22 protein-coding genes are annotated in these 23307 nt (G+C 61.0%); 14 read left to right on the top strand and 8 right to left on the bottom strand.

Translation table 11 applies throughout. The annotated features are described in order from the left end of the window. Positions 1–49: 49 nt before the first annotated feature. Positions 50–469 (top strand): hypothetical protein, encoded by a 420-nt coding sequence (locus ACB034_RS03430; protein WP_371172094.1) that lies wholly within the window; start codon positions 50–52, stop codon positions 467–469. 2 nt (positions 470–471) lie between these two features. On the opposite strand, the gene ACB034_RS03425 is transcribed toward ACB034_RS03430, so the two are convergent. Beyond that, a complete protein-coding gene (locus tag ACB034_RS03425; protein WP_371172093.1) occupies positions 472–1374 on the bottom strand; it encodes a LysR family transcriptional regulator in 903 nt (300 codons plus the stop codon). Positions 1375–1480: 106 nt separating this feature from the next. On the opposite strand from ACB034_RS03425, the gene ACB034_RS03420 reads away from it, so the two are divergent. The 4 genes from ACB034_RS03420 to ACB034_RS03405 all read left to right on the top strand — a co-directional run bounded on the left by ACB034_RS03420 (position 1481) and on the right by ACB034_RS03405 (position 4391). After that, the gene (locus ACB034_RS03420; protein ID WP_042027448.1) at positions 1481–2041 is read left to right on the top strand and encodes a YceI family protein; all 561 of its coding nucleotides are present in this window, start codon (positions 1481–1483) and stop codon (positions 2039–2041) included. Further along, entirely contained in the window at positions 2041–2778 is a 738-nt protein-coding gene (locus ACB034_RS03415) for a hypothetical protein (RefSeq protein ID WP_061475778.1), read from the top strand. The genes ACB034_RS03420 and ACB034_RS03415 overlap by 1 nt, the downstream gene beginning before the upstream one ends. Positions 2779–2961: 183 nt before the next feature. After that, on the top strand, positions 2962–4083 hold the full coding sequence (locus ACB034_RS03410; RefSeq protein ID WP_042027443.1) for an adenosylhomocysteinase: 1122 nt from the start codon (positions 2962–2964) through the stop codon (positions 4081–4083). Then, positions 4080–4391 carry a SelT/SelW/SelH family protein gene (locus ACB034_RS03405; RefSeq protein WP_371172092.1) on the top strand — a complete coding sequence of 104 codons (312 nt, stop codon included), beginning with the start codon at positions 4080–4082 and terminating at the stop codon, positions 4389–4391. Before ACB034_RS03410 ends, ACB034_RS03405 begins: the two co-directional genes overlap by 4 nt. Before the next feature lie 98 nt (positions 4392–4489). On the opposite strand, the gene ACB034_RS03400 is transcribed toward ACB034_RS03405, so the two are convergent. Continuing rightward, entirely contained in the window at positions 4490–6223 is a 1734-nt protein-coding gene (locus tag ACB034_RS03400; RefSeq protein ID WP_371172358.1) for a lysophospholipid acyltransferase family protein, read from the bottom strand. Between the two features lie 120 nt (positions 6224–6343). Continuing rightward, on the bottom strand, positions 6344–7567 hold the full coding sequence (gene pepT, locus ACB034_RS03395; RefSeq protein WP_371172091.1) for a peptidase T: 1224 nt from the start codon (positions 7565–7567) through the stop codon (positions 6344–6346). Positions 7568–8490: 923 nt separating this feature from the next. Between pepT and speA the strand changes: the two genes are divergently transcribed. After that, the gene (gene speA, locus ACB034_RS03390) at positions 8491–10392 is read left to right on the top strand and encodes a biosynthetic arginine decarboxylase (RefSeq protein ID WP_371172090.1); all 1902 of its coding nucleotides are present in this window, start codon (positions 8491–8493) and stop codon (positions 10390–10392) included. A 78-nt stretch (positions 10393–10470) separates the two neighbouring features. On the opposite strand, the gene ACB034_RS03385 is transcribed toward speA, so the two are convergent. The 3 genes from ACB034_RS03385 to ACB034_RS03375 form a co-directional block, all read right to left on the bottom strand. Continuing rightward, a complete protein-coding gene (locus ACB034_RS03385) occupies positions 10471–10995 on the bottom strand; it encodes a hypothetical protein (protein ID WP_371172089.1) in 525 nt (174 codons plus the stop codon). After that, complete coding sequence (locus tag ACB034_RS03380) at positions 10992–12974, bottom strand: alkyl/aryl-sulfatase (RefSeq protein ID WP_371172088.1); 1983 nt, start codon at positions 12972–12974, stop codon at positions 10992–10994. The genes ACB034_RS03385 and ACB034_RS03380 overlap by 4 nt, the downstream gene beginning before the upstream one ends. A gap of 267 nt (positions 12975–13241) precedes the next feature. Beyond that, on the bottom strand, positions 13242–14150 hold the full coding sequence (locus ACB034_RS03375) for a LysR substrate-binding domain-containing protein (RefSeq protein WP_371172087.1): 909 nt from the start codon (positions 14148–14150) through the stop codon (positions 13242–13244). A 312-nt stretch (positions 14151–14462) separates the two neighbouring features. Between ACB034_RS03375 and ACB034_RS03370 the strand changes: the two genes are divergently transcribed. Next, on the top strand, positions 14463–14651 hold the full coding sequence (locus ACB034_RS03370; RefSeq protein ID WP_026456536.1) for a hypothetical protein: 189 nt from the start codon (positions 14463–14465) through the stop codon (positions 14649–14651). A 52-nt stretch (positions 14652–14703) separates the two neighbouring features. On the opposite strand, the gene ACB034_RS03365 is transcribed toward ACB034_RS03370, so the two are convergent. Together ACB034_RS03365 and ACB034_RS03360 are read right to left on the bottom strand one after the other, a co-directional pair. Continuing rightward, positions 14704–14994: a hypothetical protein gene (locus ACB034_RS03365; RefSeq protein WP_371172086.1), complete on the bottom strand. Its 291-nt coding sequence runs from the start codon at positions 14992–14994 to the stop codon at positions 14704–14706. A gap of 286 nt (positions 14995–15280) precedes the next feature. Beyond that, positions 15281–16606: a hypothetical protein gene (locus ACB034_RS03360; RefSeq protein WP_371172085.1), complete on the bottom strand. Its 1326-nt coding sequence runs from the start codon at positions 16604–16606 to the stop codon at positions 15281–15283. 242 nt (positions 16607–16848) lie between these two features. On the opposite strand from ACB034_RS03360, the gene ACB034_RS03355 reads away from it, so the two are divergent. The 7 genes from ACB034_RS03355 (at position 16849) to fabV (ending at position 23096) form a co-directional block, all read left to right on the top strand. Continuing rightward, positions 16849–17235 (top strand): Rid family detoxifying hydrolase, encoded by a 387-nt coding sequence (locus ACB034_RS03355; RefSeq protein ID WP_042027430.1) that lies wholly within the window; start codon positions 16849–16851, stop codon positions 17233–17235. Between the two features lie 22 nt (positions 17236–17257). Further along, positions 17258–18547, top strand: a complete 1290-nt coding sequence (locus ACB034_RS03350; RefSeq protein WP_371172084.1) for a serine dehydratase subunit alpha family protein — start codon at positions 17258–17260, stop codon at positions 18545–18547. 67 nt (positions 18548–18614) lie between these two features. Continuing rightward, entirely contained in the window at positions 18615–19268 is a 654-nt protein-coding gene (locus ACB034_RS03345) for a transcriptional regulator (RefSeq protein WP_042027428.1), read from the top strand. A 75-nt stretch (positions 19269–19343) separates the two neighbouring features. Beyond that, positions 19344–20051 (top strand): two-component system response regulator RstA, encoded by a 708-nt coding sequence (rstA, locus tag ACB034_RS03340; protein WP_371172083.1) that lies wholly within the window; start codon positions 19344–19346, stop codon positions 20049–20051. A gap of 21 nt (positions 20052–20072) precedes the next feature. Further along, complete coding sequence (gene rstB / locus ACB034_RS03335) at positions 20073–21398, top strand: two-component system sensor histidine kinase RstB (RefSeq protein ID WP_371172082.1); 1326 nt, start codon at positions 20073–20075, stop codon at positions 21396–21398. A 53-nt stretch (positions 21399–21451) separates the two neighbouring features. Next, positions 21452–21634 carry a hypothetical protein gene (locus ACB034_RS03330; protein WP_371172081.1) on the top strand — a complete coding sequence of 61 codons (183 nt, stop codon included), beginning with the start codon at positions 21452–21454 and terminating at the stop codon, positions 21632–21634. Between the two features lie 268 nt (positions 21635–21902). Further along, positions 21903–23096 (top strand): enoyl-ACP reductase FabV, encoded by a 1194-nt coding sequence (gene fabV, locus ACB034_RS03325; protein WP_371172080.1) that lies wholly within the window; start codon positions 21903–21905, stop codon positions 23094–23096. Positions 23097–23307: the final 211 nt, after the last annotated feature.

Below are 23307 nucleotides of genomic sequence, written 5' to 3'. Positions count from 1 at the left end.
TCGGGGTAGAATATGCGGCGAAGTCTAGTGGAATATAACGGGTAATCCAATGGCGAAAACGATTTTATTTGGTGAGGGAGAGAGTGCTCAGGATCCTCTTCTGCTGGATCTCAATGCGCTCTATCACCCGCCCAAACAGCCGCTAACGGCGCTTGGCATCGTCAGCGCCCTGGTGCCCCTGTTCGGGTTTGGCTGGCAGGCGATGACCCAGGACTCCCGCACCCAGCTGCAACACGAGATCGCAAAACGCATCAACAGGCGTCGCAGCGACGAGGCAAACCTCATCCTGATCCTGCAGCTGGCCGCCATGTTTGACTGCCGGGAGCTTGAGGTGACACTGCCCTACGCCTTGAGCGACCAGCAGTTGACGGCGATCCGCACCCGTTTGCCGCGCTGGCTGCTGACCCCGGAGCCGGCACGCCTGCTGGCCCACCTGCCTGCGTCACCTTCTGTCTCCAGTCAGGCTTAGCTTCAGGCTGGCTGATCCCACTTCTGCGGGGCGAGATAACGCTCCTGCACGAATTCGATAAAGCAGCGCACCTTGGCCGAGACGAAGCGCCGGTGCGGATAGACCGCATAGAGCCCCACTTCGCCCTTGTTCCACTCGGGCAACAAGCTCACCAGCCTGCCATCGTTCAGGGCCTCTCCCACGATGAAGGTGGGCTGCAATATGATGCCCTGATCATCACAAGCGGCGCGGGTCAGCGCCACCCCGTTGTTGGCGCGAAGCGGCCCCTGGGGACGCACGCTCTGGGACTCCCCATCCCGTTTGAAGTGCCACTCCGGCTGGGTCAGGGTGTAGACGAGGCAGTCGTGCTGCCTGAGATCGTCAGGGTTCTTTGGCATTCCCTTGCGGGCCAGATAGGCCGGGCTGGCGCACAGCTCGAGCCTGATCGTCGCCAGCTGGCGCGCCACCAGGGAGGAGTCGCTCAAATGGCCGATCCGCAGCGCCAGATCGAACCCCTCTTCCACCAGTGCCACCCGCCTGTCGCTGTATTCGATATCCAGCTTGAGATCGGGGAAGCGCTCGCGAAACAGCGGCAGGGCGGGGGAGAGGTGCAGGTAACCAAAATCCATCGGCACCGACAGCTTGAGAGTGCCGTTGGGCTGCTGGTTGTGGTGGGTGAGCTGGCTGTGGGTCTCTTCGAGCTCCGCCAGTAAGGCCTGCGAGCGCTGATAGTAGAACTGGCCCGCCTCGGTGGGATTGACCTGGCGGGTGGTGCGCGACAGCAGGCGGGTGGCGAGAGACTCCTCCAGCTGCTGCATCAGCTTGGAGGCCATGGCCACCGAGATGCCGAGCTGATGGGCCGCCTTGGTAAAACTCTGGCACTCCACCACCTTGATGAAGGTGCGCATGGCGGCGATCTGATCCATTTTCCATCCTCAGTAAATAATTAATTTAATAAATCACTGATTATTCATTCAGGCAAGGAGGTTAGCATTTTGTTTACCGATGTGAACCCAATGAAGGAACGAACGGATGAAAATGACCAAGGCCCTGCTGGCCTCCTGCCTGTTTATGGCGACCCCCCTGATGGCGGCCGATTACGATGTCGATGCGGCGCACACCACGGTGCAGTTCAAGGTGGGCCACCTCGGCTTCTCCGAACTGGTGGGCCGTTTCAACACCTTCAGCGGCACCTTCAGCATGGATGACGCCAACCCGACCGCCGCCAAGGCGAGCTTCGAGGTGGATGCCGCCAGCGTGGACTCCAACCACGAGGCCCGTGACAAGCACCTGCGCAGCCCGGATTTTCTCGACGTGAAGCAGTATCCCAAAATGACCTTCGTCAGCTCCGCCTATGAAGGCAGCAAGGATAAAGGCGTGCTCAAGGGTACCCTGACCCTGCACGGCGTCAGCAAGGAAGTGGCTTTCGATCTGGTCAAGATCGGTGAGGGCAAGGATCCCTGGGGCGGCTATCGCAGCGGCTTCAACGCCTCCACCACCATCAAGCGCAGCGATTTCGGCGTGAACTACATGCTGCCGGGCATCCCTGACGAGATGGCTATTCAGCTGTTTGTCGAAGGCGTGCGCAAGTAATGGGTGCGGCACTTCTGCTTCAAACCCTGGCGGCCCCCTTGGGGGCCGCTTTGCTGTCATGGCGCTGGCCGCGCGCGGCGTATCTGTGGGGGGCGCTGGCCCTCTGGCTGGTGGGCTCGCTGCTGGGCGGTCTCTATGGTGTGCCGGTCAAGGCGTGGCAGTGGCTGCCGTTGACTCTGCTGGTGCCCGCCATCGCGGCCCAACTGGCGGACAAGCGCGCAGCCTTGCTGCTGTTTGCCGTGGCGGGTGCTCTGGTGTGGTGGCAGGGGCTGGCCTCTGTGCTTGTTGGCGAGCCGCGCATCTGGCTGGCGCTGCTGCCCGCCATCGCCTGGTACGGCGTTGCCGCCTGGCAGGGGGATAGCCGCGAGGGGCTGGGTTTTGCTCTCGGCTTTGTCTGGCTGGCGCTGGTGATCGGTATCGATGGCAGTCTGCTGATCGCCCAGCTGGCGGGGGCCCTGGCGGCATTGGCCGGTTTTCGGGCGCTGCTGGCCACCTTTGCCGGGGCGAAAGTAGCGCCTGCCGCCCTGGCGTTGGCGCTGGCCTTCGTCCAGATGCTCGCCTGGCAATACGTGGAGGTGCCTTTGAGCGTCTTGCTGCCGGTCTGGCTGCTGCCGCTGCTGGAGTGGGGGCTTCGCAACAACCGGTGGCAGACCCGTTGGGGGATCCTGATCCTGCTGGCCGGGGTGGGGACTGGCATCAGCCTGTGGTGGGTCTGGCCCGAGGCTTCTCTTTACTGAGTTTTTGCATAAAAAACAGGCAATTATGAGCATTTTTGCATACCTGCTCATACTCTTGGCAGATAATGATTGAGCCGCCTATGTGTTTAAGATAAAAAGGATTTTCATTTCACTGGATACACACAGAACCCGGTCATGCCGGGTTCTGTTTGCCTGCTTTGCGGCACATTAAGGAGGCCACAGTTGCGCAGTCAAGGATCTGAGCATCTGTTTTTTCGCCATTTTATCGATCAGGGACGTATCGATGGTCTTTGCATCCTGCTGGTCACCCATCTGCTCCCCGACCGTCCCCGCTTTATCGAGGCCCTTGGCCAGATGGGGCGCATCGCGGCCATCCTGCCAAAGCCCAAATCGGTGCATGCGCCGACCCTGGAGTGGGTCTCCCGCCACTATCCCGTCTGTACCCTCAACCGCCAGTGGACCAATGATCCCGATGGTGTCATCGCCCAGATAGCCCCGCTGGTGGCCCCCCACGAACGACTTATCATCCTCGATATCGGCGGTTATTTTGCCAAGACACAGGCGACCCTGAGCGAGTATTTCGGCCCCCGTTTTCTCGGCGTGGTGGAGATGACCGAGAATGGCCATCAACGCTACGAGCAGGAGGTGCTGGCGACCCCGGTCGTGTCGGTGGCGCGCAGCCCCCTCAAGCAGGCCGAGGATATCCAGATTGGCCTGAGCGTGGTCTACTCCGCCGAATCGCTGGCCCGCACGCTCAACCGCACCTTCAATGTCTGCGAGGCGGCGCTGTTCGGCTATGGCAAGGTGGGGCGCAGCATCGCCCGCGATCTGCGCTGCCGCAACCTCCATCTGGGGCTGGTGGAGACGGACGTACTGCGCCAGGTCGAGGCGCTCTCCCACGGCTTTCGCCTGATCACCAAGGAGGAGGCCCTGCGTCGCGCCGAGCTGGTGATCTGCTCCACCGGCAATGGCTCCCTCGATCTCGCGGATCTGCAGGCACTGCGTCCGGGTACCATGGTGGCCTCGGTCACCTCCGCCGACGACGAGTTCGCCTTCTGTCTGGCCCGGCTACCCTGGCCGAGCGAGGAGGTGTGTCCCCATGTGCTGGCCCTCAACCGTCCCGATGGCAGCCAGATCTATCTGCTCAACCGGGGCGAGGCGGTCAACTTCGTCCATGGCGCCGTCATCGGTGAATACGTCTATCTGGTGCTGGCGGAGATCATGGAGGGGATAAGGATGCTGGCCGCCGGCCCCCTGGCTCCCAGCCTGCTGGAGCTGCCGGAATCCACCATGCGGGCCATCGCCCGCCACTGGTTGACCGATTTTCATGGAGTGACCGAATGAGCGACTTGTCCATCCCGGGCGGCAAACCCCGCATCGAGATCCGCTACTGCACCCTCTGCCGCTGGATGCTGCGCGCCGCCTGGCTGGCCCAGGAGCTGCTCTCCACCTTCGACAGCGAGCTTGGTGAGGTAGCGCTGGTACCGGCCAGCAAGGGTGAATTTCGCATCTTGGTGAATGGCGTGCAGGTGTGGGATCGGGTGGCTGACGAGGGCTTCCCCGAGGCCAAGGAGATCAAGCAGCGGGTGCGCGACCTCATCGCCCCCGAGCGCAACCTTGGCCACGCCGATCGCAAGCCGGCTGCCGAGTAAGGGGACGCTGGCCCTGACAAGGGCAAGTGCCAAAGACAATAGAAACATACGAAAGAGGGAGGCCGTGGCCTCCCTCTCTTATTTATTGCGGCGTACCTCTATTGTGGCGTTCGCCCGTTGCCAGGGGCCAGCTCCACGCCCTGTGGGTTGCCGATATAGCGGGCCCGCTTGTGGGGCTTGATGCGGCTCACATCCACCCACACCAGGGCGTCGATGCAGTGATTGAAGTCGGGGTCGATGCCAAAGTCCATGAACTGCACGCCTCCCGGTTCGCACAGCTCGGAATACTGCTTGTAGAGGGTGGGAATGGCGCAGCCCAGATTGTCGAGACGGGCCTTGAGCTCCTTGAGATCGGCGCCGTAATCCGTGCCCGCGAACAGCGGCGGCGTCATGGGGTAGGGGCGACGCGAGGGAGCCAGCGCAAGCGTGGGGGCAAAGTGCTGGCGATAGAAGCTTACCAGCAGCTCCTTGCCTGCCGGCGGCAGGCTGCCGGACAGCGACACCGGGCCAAACAGATAGCGGTAGTCGGGATAGCGAGCCAGATAGGCGCCGATGCCGAACCAGAGATAGTCCAGACCCCGCTTGCCCCAGTAGGCGGGCTGGATAAAGCTGCGGCCCAGTTCAATGGCCTGTTCCAGCCGAGGCAGCAGCTTCTCTTCGAAGCCGAACAGGGTGTGGCTGTAGAGGCCCGCAAGCCCTTTGCTTGCCAACAGCTCGGCCACCGGGGCGAAACGGTAGGCGCCTATGATGTCGAGCCTGGCCGGATCCCAGAGGATGAGGTGGTAATAGTCATCATCAAAGCCGTCGAGATCCCGCCGCTTGCCCGAGCCTTCCCCCACCGCTCGAAAGGCGATCTCCCGCAATCGACCCAGCTCGCGCAGGATCACCGAATGACCCGTCTCATGACGGCGATAGAGCAGGATGGATTGGCCATCCGGAGTGTGGCCGAGCACCTCGCAGCGATCGATGGCCTGCTTGAGCAGGCGGCGATCCTCCGGCAGGGCGATGGGGGCCTCGGTCGCAAGCTTGCCCGCCTGTCCCCGGCCGATGCGATAGAGGTGGCTTCGCACCAGCCGCGCCGCCGTTTTGGCGGGCAGATCGCCAAGGCTGGAGGGGGGGAGCCTGGCCCCGATAGTCATCGGCAGTGTCTGCCCCTGCTGGCGAAACAGCTGGCGAACCAGCAGCAGGCCGGAGGCCGGTTTGCTGAGCCAGGAGAGAAGGTAAAAGCCGAGGCTGTTGTGCCCCCCCAGATGGACGGGCACCAGCGGGGTGCGGGTGCGCTGGGCCAGCTTGATGAAGCCTCCCTGCCAGGGGCCATCTTTTACCCCCTTGGGGCCAAGACGCGATACCTCGCCGGCGGGGAAGATCACCAGCGCCCCTTCCGCCGCCAGGTGCTCCCCCATCGCCAGAATGGCGCGCCTGTCCGTCTTGCCTCCCAGGTTGTCCACCGGCAGCAACAGGGAGCGCAGCGGCGCAAGCTGGGCCAGCAGCTGGTTGGCCACGATTTTCACATCGGGGCGGATGCGGCCGAGCAGGCGCAGTAGCGCCAGCCCGTCGAGAGACCCTATGGGGTGGTTGGCGACGATGATCACCCGGCCACTGGCGGGGATGTGCTCCAGCTGCGCCTCGCTGACCCGGTAGTCGAAGTCGAGCTGGGCCAGCACCTGTTCGACAAAATCGAGTCCGCGCAGGTGGGGGTAGCGGCTGGCAAACTGCTGGAAGGCCTGCTCGTTGAAGAGCCAGGCCAGGGCCCGCTTGCTGAGCGGGGCGAGTGCGGGGGAGCCATGCAGGCGGGGAAAGTGCTGGGCAAGCAGGGTATCGACACTGAACATCTGGGGCGCTCCGGCGAGGATTTGCCCCAGCATGAGGGTGATCTGTTCCCGCCGTATGGCAGCGGGATGACAGTTTGATGGCAGGGCGAAGGGAGTCGCCCTGCGGATTATCGGCGAGGATCAGCCGCGCCAGGCGGCCGTCAGCCGTACCAGTTCCACCAGGGTGGCGACCGCTTTTTCCATGGATTGCAGCGGGATGAACTCGTGCTTGCCGTGGAAGTTGTGACCACCGGTGAAAATATTTGGGCAGGGCAGCCCCATAAAGGAGAGGCGGGCACCGTCGGTGCCACCGCGGATCGGCTTGACTCTGGGGCTCACGTCGGCCGCGATCATCGCCGCCTTGGCCAGCTCCACAATGTGCATGTGCGGCTCAATCTGGCTGCGCATGTTGCGATAGCTGTCGGTCAGGGTGAGCTCGATGCGGGCCTTGGGGTACTCGGCCTGCATGGCGGCGACCCGTCGCTCCATCTCGGCCTTGCGACTGGCAAACCCCTCGTCGTCGAAGTCACGGATGATGTAGTGCAGGGTGCACTCCTCCACAGTGCCGTTCATCTGGGCCAGGTGGAAGAAGCCTTCGTAGCCCTCAGTACACTCGGGTGTCTGCTCGGCCGGCATGGCGGCGTGGAAGCGGGCGGCCAGAGTCTGGCTGTTGATCATGCTGCCCTTGGCGGTACCCGGGTGCACGTTGTTGCCGACAAAACGGATGGTGGCGCTGGCGGCGTTGAAGTTCTCGTATTCAAGCTCCCCCAGTTCGCCGCCATCGACGGTATAGGCCCACTTGGCCGGAAATCTGTCCAGTGGGAAGAGGTTGGCGCCGCGGCCTATCTCCTCGTCCGGGGTGAAACCGACCCAGATATCGCCGCGAGGGATCTCGGGGTGAGACTGCAGATGATCGATGGCGGTAAGGATCTCGGCGATGCCCGCCTTGTCGTCGGCACCGAGTAGGGTAGTGCCGTCCGTGGTAATGAGATCCTGGCCCAGGTAGTTTTTCAGGAAACGGTAGTCGCGGATGGTCAGCACCTCGTCACCCTTGCCAAGGCAGATATCCCCACCCTGGTAGTTCTCGATGATCTGGGGCTCCACGTGCTCGGCCTCGTAATCGGCTGTATCCATGTGGGCGATAAGACCGATGGCGGGAGCCTCTGGCTGGTTGCCCGGCAGACAGGCGGTGAGGTAGCCGTGTTCGTCCAGAGTGACCCGGGTCAGCCCCAGGGCTTCCATCTCTTCCTTGAGGACTCGGGCAAAGACCAGCTGGCCTTCACTGCTGGGACAGGCGGGATTGGTCTCGTCAGAGCGGGTATGAAAAGTCACGTAACGCAAGAAACGCTCAAGCAGGGTATCCATTAGTAGCCTCCGGTAATGAAGGGTCATTGTGGCCAATCCCGTTTTCTCGCTCATTGCGTCAGCGCAGGTTTTCTCCATTTTTTATGTCGGGGCGTCACTCCCTGACGCGGGTGGGCCCGCTCTGCATAAAGCGAAGGGGTTTCAGGATTTTTAGGCGCCGGCAAAGAGCTGCTTTTTGGCTGCAAGGCCCGCCTGGTCAGGGCTGCCCGTCATGGCGGAAAAACGTGACTCTTTTCAGGGGTAAAGGAGGGGGAGCGAATGAGGTGCTATCCCTGATGGCGCCTGCCTGGCAGCGATATTCGCACGGGTGAAAAAAAGGGGATTTGCAACGCGATTTTTTATTGTCACGGCCGGCCTTAAGTGTGTACACTCCGCGCCGATCCAAGGGTAACCCTGACGCAGGCAGAGGCCGCCAGACACCCGGACGATCACACGCCTATAGGGCGAGGCACGCAGAAACGACAGACACTGCTGGGGAATGGTTTCTTTAATACCGGTTAGGCTCCGGTATCAGGGAGAACAACGGACTCTCATCTTTCGGCTGACCGAGTGAGCCAACGGCTCATCATCTTCCCTTGTCATGGGCGGTCACTGGAAATGGGTTGGCTGTGGTTGTTGTCGTCTATCAACACGCATGCGTGCTGGCGCCTTCGCATCTCTTCCTTGAACCTCTCTCCTGCTGTCGTGATGGCTGCCGAATGATGAACAGACTGCGTGGCTGATGCTGTCTGTCATCAAAGTACCGCGGTACTACGGCATCGTAGCACCGCATACCGTTGAGCTTGATGTAAAGCCACCAGCCCCACATCAAGACTCGTTACTTCCCAAAATCCACCAGGCAGCCTTGGCTTGCCGCAAATGGTCTGGATGTGATTGAGGGTAACGAAGGCGGCCACTGGCCGCTCATTTGCGAGGCATAGCCCATGACTAACTGGTCCAGCAAGGACTCCTTGAAGGTCTACAACGTTCCCTACTGGGGTGCGGGTTTTTTCAATATCAATGACGCCGGTCATGTGACCGTTGCTCCCGATAAATCACGCCCTGATGCACAGATCGTGCTCTCCGACGCCATCGAACAACTGCGTCAATCCGGGCTGACCACCCCTGTGCTGCTGCGCTTCCCCGACATCCTCAAGAGCCGGGTCGATGCGCTGTTCAACGCTTTCGGTCAGGCCATCGAGAAGTCAGGCTATGAAGGGGACTACCTGTGCGTTTACCCGATCAAGGTAAACCAGCAGCGCCGCGTCATCGAGACCATCAGCCAGTCCTACAGTGACAAGCCCCGGCTTGGCCTGGAAGCTGGTTCCAAACCGGAACTGCTTGCCGTGCTGTCCCATCACCATGAGCAAGGCTCGGTGATCGTCTGCAACGGTTACAAAGACCGCGAATATATCCGCCACGCCCTGTTGGGCAACCTGATGGGCCACAAGGTCTACATCGTGGTGGAGAAGCCCTCCGAGCTGGAAATGGTGCTGGACGAGTCAGCTCGTCTCAACATCAAGCCCAACATCGGGGTGCGCGCCAAGCTCGCTTCCACCGGCTCCGGCATGTGGGAATCGAGCGGCGGCTCCATGTCCAAATTTGGCCTGTCCGCCTCCCAGATCCTGGCGCTGATCGAGCGTCTGCGCAGCGTCGGCAAGCTGGACTGCCTGCAACTGCTGCACTTCCACCTGGGCTCCCAGATCGCCAATATCCGCGACATCCAGGGCGGTATCCGCGAGTGCGGCCGTTTCTACGCCGAACTGCGTCGCCTCGGTGCCAACATCGAGGTGGTGGACGTGGGTGGTGGCCTGGGTGTGGACTATGAGGGCACCCGCTCCCAGAGCCACTGCTCCGCCAACTACAGCCTCTCCGAGTACGCCAACAACGTGGTGTGGGGCATTGGCGACGTGTGCCGCGAGTTCGACCTGCCGCACCCGACCATCATCAGCGAGTCCGGCCGAGCCCTGACTGCGCACCACGCCGTGCTGGTAACCAACATCATTGGTGCCGAAGGGGTGGAGGTGAACGACATCAGTGCCCCGGATGAAGACGCGCCCACCATTTTGCAAAACATGTGGAAAGGCTGGCTGGATCTGCGCGGGGAAGATCCCTCCCTGCTGGAGATCTTCCACGATTCGGTGGCGGATCTGGCAGACGTCAACACCCAGTACACTATGGGCCTGTTGAACCTGGAGCAACGCGCCTGGGCCGAGATGCTGCACCAGAACACCTGTCTGGCGCTGAAAGAGCTGCTCAACCCGGTCAACCGCAACCACCGTGCGCTGGCTGACGAGCTCTCCGAGAAGCTGGCCGACAAGTGCTTTGCCAACTTCTCCCTGTTCCAGTCCCTGCCGGATGCCTGGGGTATCGGTCAGGTGTTCCCGGTGATGCCGCTCTCCGGCCTTGAGCGTCCGCTCACCCGCCGCGGCATCCTGATGGACATCACCTGCGACTCCGACGGTCAGGTGGAGCACTACGTCGACGGTCTGGGGGTCGAGAGCACCCTGCCGATGCCGGTGTATGGCGAGCACGAAGAGTGCCACGTCGGCTTCTTCCTGGTGGGCGCCTATCAGGAGATCCTCGGCGATCTGCATAACCTGTTCGGTGACACCCACTGCGCAGAAGTGTGGTTGGACGAGGAAGGCAAGATGGACATCCGCAACGTGGTGCGCGGCGACACCGTCGACCAGCTGCTGCGTTACGTCAACATCGACCCGTCCGTCATTCGCGAGAACTACCAGCGGATCGTCTCCCACCCGGCGCTGGACGACGCGACCCGCAAGGCCCTGCTCGATGAGCTGGAGCTGGGTCTGCAAGGCTACGCCTATCTGGAAGACGAATAAGCGCCCGCGCTTGACCGTTGCCGCGATGGCACTAAAGAAAAGGGAGGCAGATGCCTCCCTTTGTCATATCTGAGCGGGTCATACCTGCGAGCTCAGGGCCTGGTGCAAGTCATGCAGCAACTGTTTGCCATCTTCTCCTTGCAGCGTCACCACTCCAAGCTGGACGGCAGTCTCTATGGTGAGGGTGCCGGCCAGCAGGGCATCGAGGGCGGCCTCGCTCAGCAGCATCACCCTGTCATCCGCATGTGGCCCGGGGGTGTGCAACTGCAGCAGCAGTGACTCCTTGCCACGCAGCCTCGACCAGAGCCCGGAGTCGACCAGCAGGATGGAGACGCCGCCCCTGACGCCGGCCTGCTGGAAGCTGCTCTTCAGGGCCTGCAGCCAGGCCTGGCTGCGGGTAAACCCCGCCTCGCCGGTGAGGGGGGGCAGACGGGCCAGTCTGTCATCATTGACCGCCGCCGCGGTCGCCATGGCAACGTCGAGCGTACCGGGCCAGCTCTGTTCAAACGGATTGGGGTAGAGTGCGTCATAACCGCAGGTCTGCCCCATCCCGGGGATGAGGCAGAGCAGGGTCATGCACACGCGCAGGGTGCGTCGCATCATGGGGTCACTATGTTGAACCAGAAGTTGAACTTGTCGAGCAGGCTGACGAAGTCGCTGAACTTCTGCTGGTCGCCCTGAACCTTGATCTCGCCGCTGGCGATCTTCTGCTCCAGCGTGCCCTGGCCCAGCTGGATGTCATCCAGGGTTTGCTTGCTCAGGGTGACGGTTACATCCGGCGAGGTGGCGTAGCGGGTGGTGTGATTGAGCACGGCGTTCTCCAGGCTCAGGGTGTGTTTCTCCCCGATGTCGGTGAAGTCCATGTTGACGACCATCTTCTTGCCGGCCGCTTTCTCCGGATTGATGCGTACCGCCAGATAGTCGAACAGCATGCTGGGACTCATGGCGCGAATGGTATCCGGCGAGGCGGTAACGGTACCGCCAGCAGTGGGCACGCCGTTGCGCAGCTCATAGGCCCCCTGCAGATAGACGGAGCGCCATGGGCCGGACTCAGCCTGATAACCCAACTGTTCGAGCGCATCGGCCAGCAGCAGCTTGCCCTCCTGGTTGTTGGGGTTGGCGAACACCAGATGCTTGAGCACTTCCGCGACCCAGCGATATTCCCCCTTGTCGAACGACGCCTTGGCTTTCTTCAGCAGCGCTTGCTCACCGCCCATGAACTCGACGTATTTGGGGCCGACCATCTCGGGTGGCAGGTTGTCCAGATCGGAGGGATTGCCGGAGTACCAGCCCATGTAGCGCTGATAGACGGCCCGGCTGTTGTGGCGCAGGGTGCCGTAGTAACCGCGGTTCGGCCAGAAGTCGTTGAGCTCGGGGGGCAGAGCTATCTTCTCCGAGATCTCCTCACCCGTGTAGCCCATGTTCATCAGCCGCACCGACTGGTCGTGGATGTACTTGTAGAGATCCCGCTGCTTCTTGAAGTAGTCGACGATGCTGGCATTGCCCCAGCGCGGCCAGTGGTGGCTCTGGAACTTGACCTGGGCCTGGTCGCCCCAGGTTTCGATGGTCTCGTTGAGGAAGCTGGACCACTTGAGGGCATCGCGCACCTGGGCGCCGCGCAGGGTGAGGATGTTGTGCATGGTATTGGTGGTATTCTCGGCCATCCAGAGCGCCTTGCTGTCCGGGAACCAGGTGTTCATCTCGGCCGGCGCTTCGGTGCCCGGAGTCATCTGGAAGACCATCCGCACGCCATCCAGGGTGACCTCTTCCCCGGTCTTGGTGATGAAGCGGGTTGGCAGCAGCAGGGAGGGAACGCCGGTGGAGGTGGTCTGCCCCAGGCCGCCATTCACGCCTCCCTGGGCATTGCGCGGCAGCAGGGCGCCATACATGTAGACGGCGCGGCGGGCCATGGCGTTGCCGGCGATGACGTTTTCCGAGACCGCATGCTCGGTGAACCCTTCGGGGGCGATGATCTGAACCCCGTTCTTTTTCACCTCGTCCGGCGAGTTGAACAGGCCGGCGGCCCCGCCGTAGTGATCCACGTGGGAGTGGCTGTAGACCACGGCGCTGACCGGCCGCTCGCCCAGGGTCTTGTTGATGAAGGCGAGGGCCGCCTTGGCGGTCTGCGGCGAGATCAGCGGGTCGAAGACGATCCACCCCTTGTCACCCTGGATGAAGGTGATGTTGGAGAGATCGAAGCCGCGGATCTGGTAAATCTTGTCGGTCACCTTGAACAAGCCGTACTCCATGTTCAGCTGGGCATTGCGCCACAGGCTCGGGTTGACGGTATCCGGCGCCGTCTTGTCCAGGCCGATGTAGGTCTTGTATTGCTCCAGATCCCACACCACGTTGCCCTTGTCATCCTTGATGGTGAGGGTATCCGGTTTGGCGATGAAGCCGCGTCGGGCGTCCTCGAAATCCTGCTTGTCGTTGAATGGCAGGGTGTGCAGCACATTCTGGTTGGCCTGGATGGTAAATTCGCTGGCCGGCTTGGGGTTGATGACGGCCCAGGCCGGCTGCAACAGCAGGGAGCCGGAGAGGCATAGGGTGACAATGGTGTGCGTCGAGAACTTGAGCTTCATCTGTCTTTCTCCAGATTGTGGTGGGCAGGCAGGACCAAGTGTAGTCAGACTCTGATGCCCCCCAGTAAACAGGGTGAGTGACGGGTAGCCGAGATGGCGCCTGACGACATGTCCCATGAACATGGTCAGCGTTGCTCTGTTATTCGGGCGTTGCGGCATTGCGCCGAGGGTTCGGCAACGGGGTCGGCACCAGAGTAGTCAAGCCGGCCGCAACAATCATGGCAGCCGGCAATAAACGACAGTTAAGCAGCCGTTAAATGAGGGGGGTCAGCTTGCGGCAATCAGGTGCAGCTGGCGGATAAACCACTGGAGGGCGGGATCCCGGCCCTGCGCCTGGTGCCAGCTGAGATAAACGGGGCAGTGGCTGGAGGCCCAGGGCAGCGGAAAATCCTTGAGCCGCAGGGTGTCGCGCACCTGTTCGACATGCCACTGGCTGACCACGCAGAGCCACTCGGTCTGGCTGACCAGGGAGAGGGCGGTGAGCAGGGCATTGCTCTCGTAGGCAATCTTGCGGGGAGGCAGGGCCTGGCTGCTGAGGCTGCGGATGACCCAGTCATCCTTGCGGCGCACATCCCAGACCACGTGCTCTTCGGCAAAGAAGGTTTCGAAGTCGAGGCTCTCCCCGATGCGCGGATGATCGGCGCGACAGGCCACCCTGAGCTCCAGGGTCAGTAGGGACTCGTTGCAAAAGCCGGTCTCTTCCAGCGCCGTGCTGGCCAGTACCAGATCGATGTTGCGAAGGCGCAGCGCCTGCTGACGCAGGTGCTCTTCAAACATGCCGGGCACCGACTCCACCCGGCAATGGGGAGCGACCCTGGCCAGATGGGCGAGCAGCGCCGGCAACAGCAGGAGATCGAGGTCCGGGTGGCTGGCAATGCGAAAGATGCGCTGGCTGGTGAGGGTATCGAACGCCTGATTGAGCAGCAGGGAGCGCTCCAGGGTGTGCAGAGCGGTGCGGATCTCTCTGTGCAGTCCGAGGGCTCGGCTGGTGGGGATGATCCCGCGTCTCTCGCGGCGAAACAGGGGTTCACCGATGAGGTCGCTCAGCCTGCGAATGGCCTGACTGATGGCGGCGGGGGTCATCTCCAGGCTGGCGGCCGCAGCCGATACTCCCTTCTCGGTCATGACGCGATCGAAGATGCGAAACAGGTTCAGATCTATGTGCGGGTAGGACATTTATGCATCCTCTGCTTGCCTGGTCGATATGGCGCAGGCGCCTCATGCCGGTGAGGCTGCCCATGATGTGAAGGGTGCCCAGGAGATTGCTCATCTTCCATTCAGCCCGATGTCATTGTGGCGAACATGGCTGACTGAGAACTTAACAGGAAGCAGATGGCCGTCAATGGGCGATAAACAGCGTCTATCGGAACTTTTTTGCCGACAAATCGCGGTGTCGCCACCCGGACTTGATCTGTATCAAGTTTGTAACGCTCTGGTTACTTTACGGTCGAAAATGATGTTGGTGGTATGACACAAAAGGAAGCTTGTATGGAACTCAAAAGGGACCCGAGATGCTATACCGACGTCTGTATCGACGGTAAGTGGTATCACTATGACCACTGCAGCACGAACGTCTACATGCTGATGGGCGGCGCCGCCCCAAGCTTGCAATTGGCCTATGAGCCGAGCAGCGAAGAGGAGCTGGTCGAGATGCTCCGCCAGCTTGCCCGCATCTGACTATCCTGTTGGCCTTCGGACGCTTTGTCGCGATGGCCATCTTCTTTCCTCGTCAATGGCCCGCTTTTCGATCGAACAATTCCTTGCCAGCTTCCAGCAGTGCCGTCGCCGCGGCATAGGCTTCGTCTGATTTGCCTATTTCGTCAGCCACATAGAGAAAGTCGGACTGGTACTTCTCCACCGCCTCTGTCGGGCTTTGGGCATCGATAAAATCCTCCCGGACCTCGAATCCCTGGGCCAATAACGCCTCTTTCTCAATCAAAAAAGTGGGGGAGACCATGTCGATAAAGGTGTATTGCTGCCGGTTGGATGCCGGAATGGTGAAAAACTGGTATCTCGCCATCTGAAATTCCTTGCCTGAACGAGGTGATAGATGTTGGCTCTTTCGATCTGTCGTATCTGGCCCTTGCCTCGAACTCCCTGATTCGGGAGAGCGGGTTGGCCATGTTTTGTTTTCGTTCGAGACTACGTCTTTGTCCCCCAGCCAAGCAAGACGAGATAGTTGTTTTTGTGCAGGGAGGTTGAGCTGGCTCTCATCCGGGCCTTGATAGCGGCGAGTTGCCAGGCGAAGTCGCTATCCAGAAAAAGGGCCACCCGGGGTGGCCCTTTTGTTGTGTCGTCACCGCGACTTAATTGAACGCCAGGAAGGGCGATACGCAGAGCAGCAGACCGGTGATGATGATGATGTAGAGGGAAGTGCCCTTGTACTTGTGCAGCGCCGGCACCTGATAGACCAGATAAGCCGGGATGAGGCAGCCCACCATGCCGAAGATGGGGCTGCAGATGGAGGTAAAACTCAGCACGGGGGCGTTGAGCACGATGGCGCCCCAGGAGAGCATGACGGTAAACACCATGATCCCTTTGCCTACCAGATCCCGGTTGATGCGCTCATCGGGCATGACGCGGCGCAGCAGGTTCATGGTCAGCCCCTGGCAGGCTTCCCGAAAACCGAGATAGACGCCGAAGTAGGCGGTCATTACCGCGAAGATGTTGAGGGTCAGGCTCAAGAGTTTGAGGGTCTGGCCCGGCACGCCCTGTGCCACCATGGCCAGCGCCGAGATGTTCTCCTCGGAGGCCCTGACTGCCTGCTCGTGGCCCATGGCCAGGGTGAAGGAGATGGCGTAGAAGAAGACCACCACGAACAGGATGCCGAAGGCGATGTTCATGGCACGCATGGCCTTGAAGCGGGCCACCTCCAGGGATTTTTCCCGCGAACGGTAAGAGATTACCATGGGGCTCAGGCTTTGGATAAAGAGGATGGAGGTCAGGGTGAAGGGGAGCATGATGACGGCATCCTTCATCCAGTGACCGACGGTGGGCATGGCGGTGATATTGGCCGTATCCCATTTGTCCACCATCATCAGACCGAGCAGGGCTACCACGCTGATCTTGGTCAGTACCATGAAGCTGGAGATCTTGAACAAGAGGTTCTCGCCGCGGGATGCCAGCGCCACCAGGGCGCAGATCAGTACCAGACCGTAGAGCGGGTTTTTCGAGAGCAGGGTGTCGGTGATGCCGAAGCTATGGAGGAAGGAGGCGCTGTCATTGGTGATGGCGGTGGAGTAGACAAACACCCAGATCACCAGCATCACGAAGTAGAGGGCGCCGAGCAGCATGCCCCAGTTTTTGCCCAGGTAACCCGTGATGATGCTGGGGTAATCCTTGCACTCGGGGGAGGTGGCCAGGGTATTGATGAAGAGGCGCTGGAACATGTACATGGCCGGATAACCGATCACCGCCGACAGCAGGAAGACCCACAACCCCATCAGCCCCACCTGTACCGGCAGGAAAACGATCCCCGCCCCGATGGCCATGCCGATGCTCATGATGATCCAGCCCCAGTCGGTGCTGTCAAAACGAACCGCCTCTTTCCATTCCAGTGTGCCCATCAGCGGGCCCTTGTGTATTGCGCTACCCGTGCCCGTGGCGGGCTGGGTGGTTGCCGTTGTGTACATATCTAGAGTCCCTTGTTTTTGTAATGGCAATGAATCTGGTGCAAATATAGTTGAATAAAAAGTTGGCAGACAATGCTCTTATATCCAAAGAAGGAGGTCGATCACGCTTTTTGTTTACAATAAAACGGAATTTATGACTGCATATTTAGTTTTTAGTTGAATAACTCAATTAATAAGCAAATAATGTTGAGTGAAAGCAAAACAACGTTTGCAAAAATAATTGCATATTAAGGAGTAGCGATATGAAGAAACAGGTCATAGTGGCGAATGCCGCACCCGATGCCATCGGCCCCTACAGCCATGGCACTGCCTATGGCGATCTCATCTTTACCTCCGGTCAGTTGCCGGTCTGCAAGCAGCAAGGGGGCGTGGTGGAAGGGGGCATCACGGCCCAGAGCCAGCAGGCGCTGGAAAACCTGAAATCCGTGCTGGAGGCGGGTGGCGGCTCGCTCGATACCGTGCTCAAGACCACCTGTTACCTGGCGGAGATCAGCGATTTTGCCGCATTCAACGCGGTTTATAAACGCTATTTCCAGCAGGATTGTCCGGCGCGCAGCTGTTTCGCGGTGAAAGATCTGCCCATGGGGGTCAGGGTGGAAGTCGAAGCCATCGCCCATATCGCCCGTTAATGCACACAGAAAGGTTCTCGCAATGAAACAAGCATGGCAGCAGTATCTGAAGATTATTCAACAGGTTGTCAAACCGGCGCTGGGCTGTACCGAGCCCATCGCCGCCGCTTATGCCGCGGCCGTCGCCGCCAGGGCGCTGGGGTGTGAGCCCGAGCGTCTGTCGGTGGTGGTCTCGGACAATCTCTACAAGAACTCCATGGGGGTCTATGTACCCGGCACCGGCAGGATAGGGCTGGCCATCGCCGCGGCTGCCGGCGCCATCGGTGGCAAGGCTGACGCAGGGCTCGAGGTGCTGGCTGCCATCACCCCGGAGCAGGTGGCCCGTGCCCAGTCCCTGATCGACGCAGGGGCCGTGCTGGTCAGTCGTACCGAGGCCCCTGAGTTCATCTACTGTCGGGTGACAGTGTCCGGTCATGATGATCAGGGCGAGGAGCACAGCGCCGAGGTGACCCTGTGCGGGGGGCATACCCGCATCGTCGAGCAGCGTCGGGATGGCGAGGTCACCTTTGCGGCGGACCCGACCCAGAGTGGCGCCACCGGGGCCATCTGCGACGGGGTCGACATCAGCATCGCTGCCATCCACGAATTCGCCACCCAGGTGGAGTTCGAGCAGATCCGCTTCATCCTCCAGGCCTCCGAACTCAACGGCAGGCTCTCCGACGAGGGGATGAGCAATCCCTATGGCCTCGAGATCGGGCGCACCATGCAGCAGAACATCCAGGCCGGCCTCATCGGCGAGGATGTGATGAACCGCATCGTGATGCGCACCGCCGCCGCCTCCGACGCCCGCATGGGGGGCGCCAGCCTGCCCGCCATGAGCAACTTCGGCAGCGGCAATCAGGGCATTGCCGCCACCATTCCCGTGGTGGTGATTGCCGAGCGCTATGGCGCAAGCGAAGAGCAGCTGGCCCGCGCCCTCATCATGAGCCACCTGGGCGCCATCTATATCAAATCCCACTATCCGCCGCTGTCGGCATTTTGCGGCAACACCGTCACCAGTGCCGCCGCTGCCATGGCCATGGTCTACCTGGCGGGAGGGAGCTTCGAGCAATCCTGTCATGCCATTCAGAACGTGCTGAGCGACAGCGCCGGCATGGTGTGTGACGGGGCGAAAGCCTCCTGCGCCATGAAGGTGAGTACTTCCTCCAGTGCGGCGGTGCGCGGCTTCCTGATGGCCCTCAACAGCCACTCGGTTTCGGGGCAGGGGATCGTCGCAGGCAACGTGGAACAAACCATCCGCAACGTCGGTCAGATGGTCAAGGACGGCATGGCTGCCACAGACAGCACCATTATTGATATCATGTCCGCCTGAGTGTCCCTGTCGGCTGCTGCCCGGCGCCCCGAGTCCGGCGCAGCAGCCCCTGCATTAAGGTCCCAATGTGAAGCTGCAAGAGTTGAGTCCGAGTGATTTCGAGATCCTCAAGGCGATGGAAAACATAGTGGATGGCATCGCCGCCATGTATGGCCAGCATACGGAGGTATTGCTCCACAGTCTGGATGCGCGCAACCCCTCGATCATCAAGATTGCCAACGGCCATATCACGGGCCGCAGCGTCGGTGCTCCCATCACCAACCTGGCGCTGATGAAGCTCAAGAGCGGGCAGGATATCTCCAGCCCCTACCTGACCAAGTGCGCCACCGGCAAGACGCTGCGCTCCCTCACCACCATCATTCGCAATGGCGAGCACCAGCCGATCGGCATGCTGTGCATCAACACCGACATGGATGCCCCGCTGCAATCCGTACTGCGGGCCATGATGCCCGAGTGCATGCATACCCACGAGAACTCCACTACCCCCGAGGTGTTCGCCCGCAACATCGACGAGGCCCTCAACAGCACCATCGACACCATCAGCAGCGAGGTGCGTGGCAACGAGGCGGTACCGCCATCCCAGAAGACCCGGGTCATCGTCAACCAGCTGCACGACATGGGGATCTTCGAGCTCAAAGACAGCGCCCAGATCGCCGCCCGCCAGCTCGGCATCTCGGTGCACTCCATCTACCGCTACCTGCGGGAGATCAAGAAGGGGTAATCTGGGGCCACAACGTCAAAAGTGGCCGCGTAACATCCCGAATGGGTTTTCCCTTGCTGCCAGCGAGCGCTTTTTATGCAACGTATTCTGTTTGTTGAGGATGACCCCGAGATTGGCGAGCTGATCAGCAACTGGCTCGGACGTCATGAGATGGAGGTGATCCTGGAGAGCAGGGGAGACAGGGCGCTGGCCAGATTCGAGGCCGAACAGCCTGATCTGGTACTGCTCGATATCATGTTGCCGGGGCTCGATGGCATGTCCCTGTGCAGGGCATTACGACCGCGCTTTGGCGGCCCTATCGTCATGCTCACCTCCCTCGACAGCGACATGAATCAGATCCTGAGCCTGGAGCTGGGGGCGAACGACTATATCCTCAAGACCACGCCCCCGTCCGTGCTGCTGGCCAGGCTGCGGGTGCAGTTTCGACAGCACCAGCGGGCGCCGCAGCCGGTGGCGGTGACCTCGGCGCCCCAGACTCTGCAATTTGGCCGTCTGTGCGTCGATGGGGCGGGGCGGGATGTGCGGCTCGACGGTCAGAGCATTGCCCTCTCCACCGCCGATTTCGATCTGTTGTGGGAGCTGGCCTGCCACGCCGGCCAGATCCTGGGGCGGGAAGCCCTGTTCCAAAGCCTGCGAGGCCGGGAGTATGACGGGCTGGATCGCAGCATGGATGTCGCCATCTCCCGCTTGCGACGCCGGCTCGGCGATGACACCAATAACCCGGTGCGCATCAAGACGGTCCGCCAGAAAGGCTATCTGTTCGTGCCCCACGCCTGGGAATAACCGGGAGCAGCGAGGAGCATCATGCGCCGCCTCTTTATCCAGTTTTATCTGTTGCTGATGGGCTGCTTCACCCTGGCGATCTTGCTGGTGGGCATGGTCTATCAGGTGACCGCCGAGCGGGCGGGGGATCGCTATCTGGAGCGGATGATGCAAGGCTCTCTGGGCCTGTTGACGGGGGAGCTGGCCAAGCTCTCCCCCGAACTCTGGCCGGAGCGCCTGCGGGTGCAGAGCCACCAGCTCACCCTGCCGCTCAAGGTCGGGGCGCTGGCACAGCAACCGCTGGCACGGGAGGATCAGGCCTTTCTTGCCGCGGGCAATATCGTGATCGTCGAAGAAGATGACACCTTCTTGCAGCGCATCCCGGGTACCGAACAGGTGCTGATCGTCGGCCCCGTGCCCTATCTCTCTTATCTTCATGAACTTCACTGGGTTGATGTGGGGTTGCTGCTGCTGATCGGGCTCTCCCTCGGTGTGCCCATCCTGCTCTGGTTGCGCCCCCACTGGCGCGGTTTGCAACAGCTGGAACGCACGGCCCGTCTGGTTGGCGACGGCGATCTCTCCCGTCGCACCAACCTGCCGGCGGGGAGCAGCCTGGCGCGGGTGGGGCGAACCTTCGATGAGATGGCCGCCCAGCTGCAGGCCATGCTGGCCAGTCGCAAGCAACTGACCGATGCCATCGCCCATGAGTTGCGTACCCCGCTGGTCAGGTTGCGCTATCGTCTTGCGATGCTGGAACCACAGCCAGCCGCGCCGGATCAGCAAGCCCTGGAGCGTGATCTGGGGGCGCTGGATGCCCTGATCGAGGAGATGCTCACCTACGCCAGGCTGGACAGGCCCGAGATGCCGCTGCAGCGCGACGAGATCGAGCTGGGGGCGTGGGCACGGCAGCACAGCGCCGACTGGCAGGCGCTGCGGCCCGATAAAGAGCTGGTTTTCGAGCTTCAGCCCATCGATATGCCCTGGTGCGGCGATCAACGGCTGCTGGCCCGTGCCGTGGAGAATCTCATCGGCAATGCCCTGCGCTATGCCGAGCACAGGGTCATCTTCACCGTCTCGCGCTTGCAGGATCGTTACCTGCTGGAGGTGAGCGACGACGGGCCCGGTATCGATCCGCAGCTGGCCCCGCAAATCTTCGAGCCGTTTGTCAGGTTGGACAAGAGTCGTGACCGCCGCACCGGTGGCAGCGGCCTCGGGCTGGCCATAGTGCGCAGCATTGCCCACCATCACGGGGGAGAGGTGGCCCTGCTGCCCGGTGACGGCGGTGCCCGTTTCTGCCTCACCCTGCCTGTACATTTGGATACAAACCGTCACCAACCACTCACGGAAGCGCGGCCGCCCTCCCTTTAGGATGAAGTCATGGAGAAGGCTCCATGACACCCACCTGAATAAGGAAAATGAAGATGAAAAAGATCATTCCCCTGACCCTGGCCGCCGTTTTCGCCCTCACCTCCGGTTTCACCATGGCTGCCACCCCGACCAAGTCTGCTGCGCCGCAAACCACCCAGACCAAGGTGGTGAAAAAACACCATAAAGCGGCTCATGCCAAGGCGCCGGCCATCAAGGTGGCACCGACCACCAAATAATCGCCGTCTGCCGGCGCGATAAAACACAAAAGGGAGGCTGATGCCTCCCTTTGATGTTGTTAGTCCCCGATAGCTGCTGTTCGATTGAGTTGTGAGCAATGGGTCTGCGAGTTGCGCTTCATTCATCCGCGAGGGTTCTGTTTTGGGTAGCAGGTAGCCTGCGAGATGCCCGTTTTTGCCGCAGTTCAACACATCAGAGCACCTAATCCCGGCAAGATGAGGTATCTTATGCCCCGATTTCATCCATCAAACGGATAAGAGACAACACATGATCATCAAACCCAAGGTTCGCGGCTTTATCTGCACCACCACTCACCCGGTCGGGTGCGAAGCCAATGTTCGTCGTCAGATTGCCTATACCCAGGCCAAGGGCACCATCGAGAATGGTCCCAAGAAGGTGCTGGTGATCGGCGCCTCTACCGGTTATGGCCTGGCGTCCCGCATTGCCGCCGCCTTTGGCTCCGGCGCCGCCACCATCGGCGTCTTCTTTGAAAAAGCGGGCAGCGAAACCAAGACCGGTACTGCCGGCTGGTACAACTCCGCCGCCTTCGACAAGGCCGCCAAAGAGGCGGGCCTGTACGCGAAAAGCGTCAACGGCGATGCCTTCTCCAACGAGTGCCGTGCCAAGGTGATCGAACTCATCAAGCAGGATCTGGGTCAGGTTGACCTGGTGGTCTACTCTCTGGCCTCTCCGGTGCGCAAGATGCCGGAAACCGGCGAAGTGGTACGCTCTGCCCTCAAACCCATCGGTGAGGTTTACACCACCACCGCCATCGACACCAACAAGGATCAGATCATCACCGCCACCGTCGAGCCGGCGAATGAGGAAGAGATCCAGAACACCATCACCGTCATGGGTGGTCAGGACTGGGAGCTGTGGATGGCTGCCCTGCGCGATGCGGGTGTGTTGGCCGATGGCGCCAAGTCCGTTGCCTACTCCTACATCGGTACCGATCTGACTTGGCCCATCTACTGGCATGGCACCCTGGGCCGCGCCAAGGAAGATCTGGACCGCGCCGCCGCCGCCATCCGTGGCGATCTGGCTGCCAAGGGCGGCACCGCCCACGTGGCCGTGCTGAAATCCGTGGTCACCCAGGCCTCTTCTGCCATTCCGGTGATGCCGCTCTATATCTCAATGGCGTTCAAGATCATGAAGGAGAAGGGCATTCACGAGGGTTGCATGGAGCAGGTGGATCGCATGATGCGCACCCGTCTGTATGGTGCCGATCTGGCGCTGGACGAACAGGCCCGCATCCGCATGGATGACTGGGAGCTGCGTGAAGACGTGCAGCAGACCTGCCGCGATCTGTGGCCGTCCATCACCAGCGAGAACCTCTCCGATCTGACCGACTACACCAGCTACAAGCAGGAGTTCCTGCGTCTGTTCGGTTTCGGCTTGGACGAGGTGGATTACGATGCGGATGTGAACCCGGACGTGCAGTTCGACGTGGTCGAGCTGTAAACCGGTTGTTCGTGAAAACAGGGCCCTGCGGGGCCCTGTTTTTTTATGGCCGTCTACCGATTTTATCGAATCAGTACGAGTCCTTTTTGATGGTGTGCCCAGATGCCTGTGAGTTAGGTTGCAAAATGGTGTGGCGGCCTCTTTCGCCGCCATCGCCGCGGTGCTATTACTGCTGGTAATCTTTGTTATAACTCGGTTTTTTGCAAAAAAC

The organism is Aeromonas sp. S18(2024), from assembly GCF_041402525.1.
In the GTDB taxonomy this organism is placed as follows: Bacteria; Pseudomonadota; Gammaproteobacteria; order Enterobacterales; family Aeromonadaceae; genus Aeromonas; species Aeromonas enteropelogenes.
The sequence above is the reverse complement of the archived record's forward strand: the minus strand, read 5'-3'. Positions and strand labels throughout refer to the sequence as shown.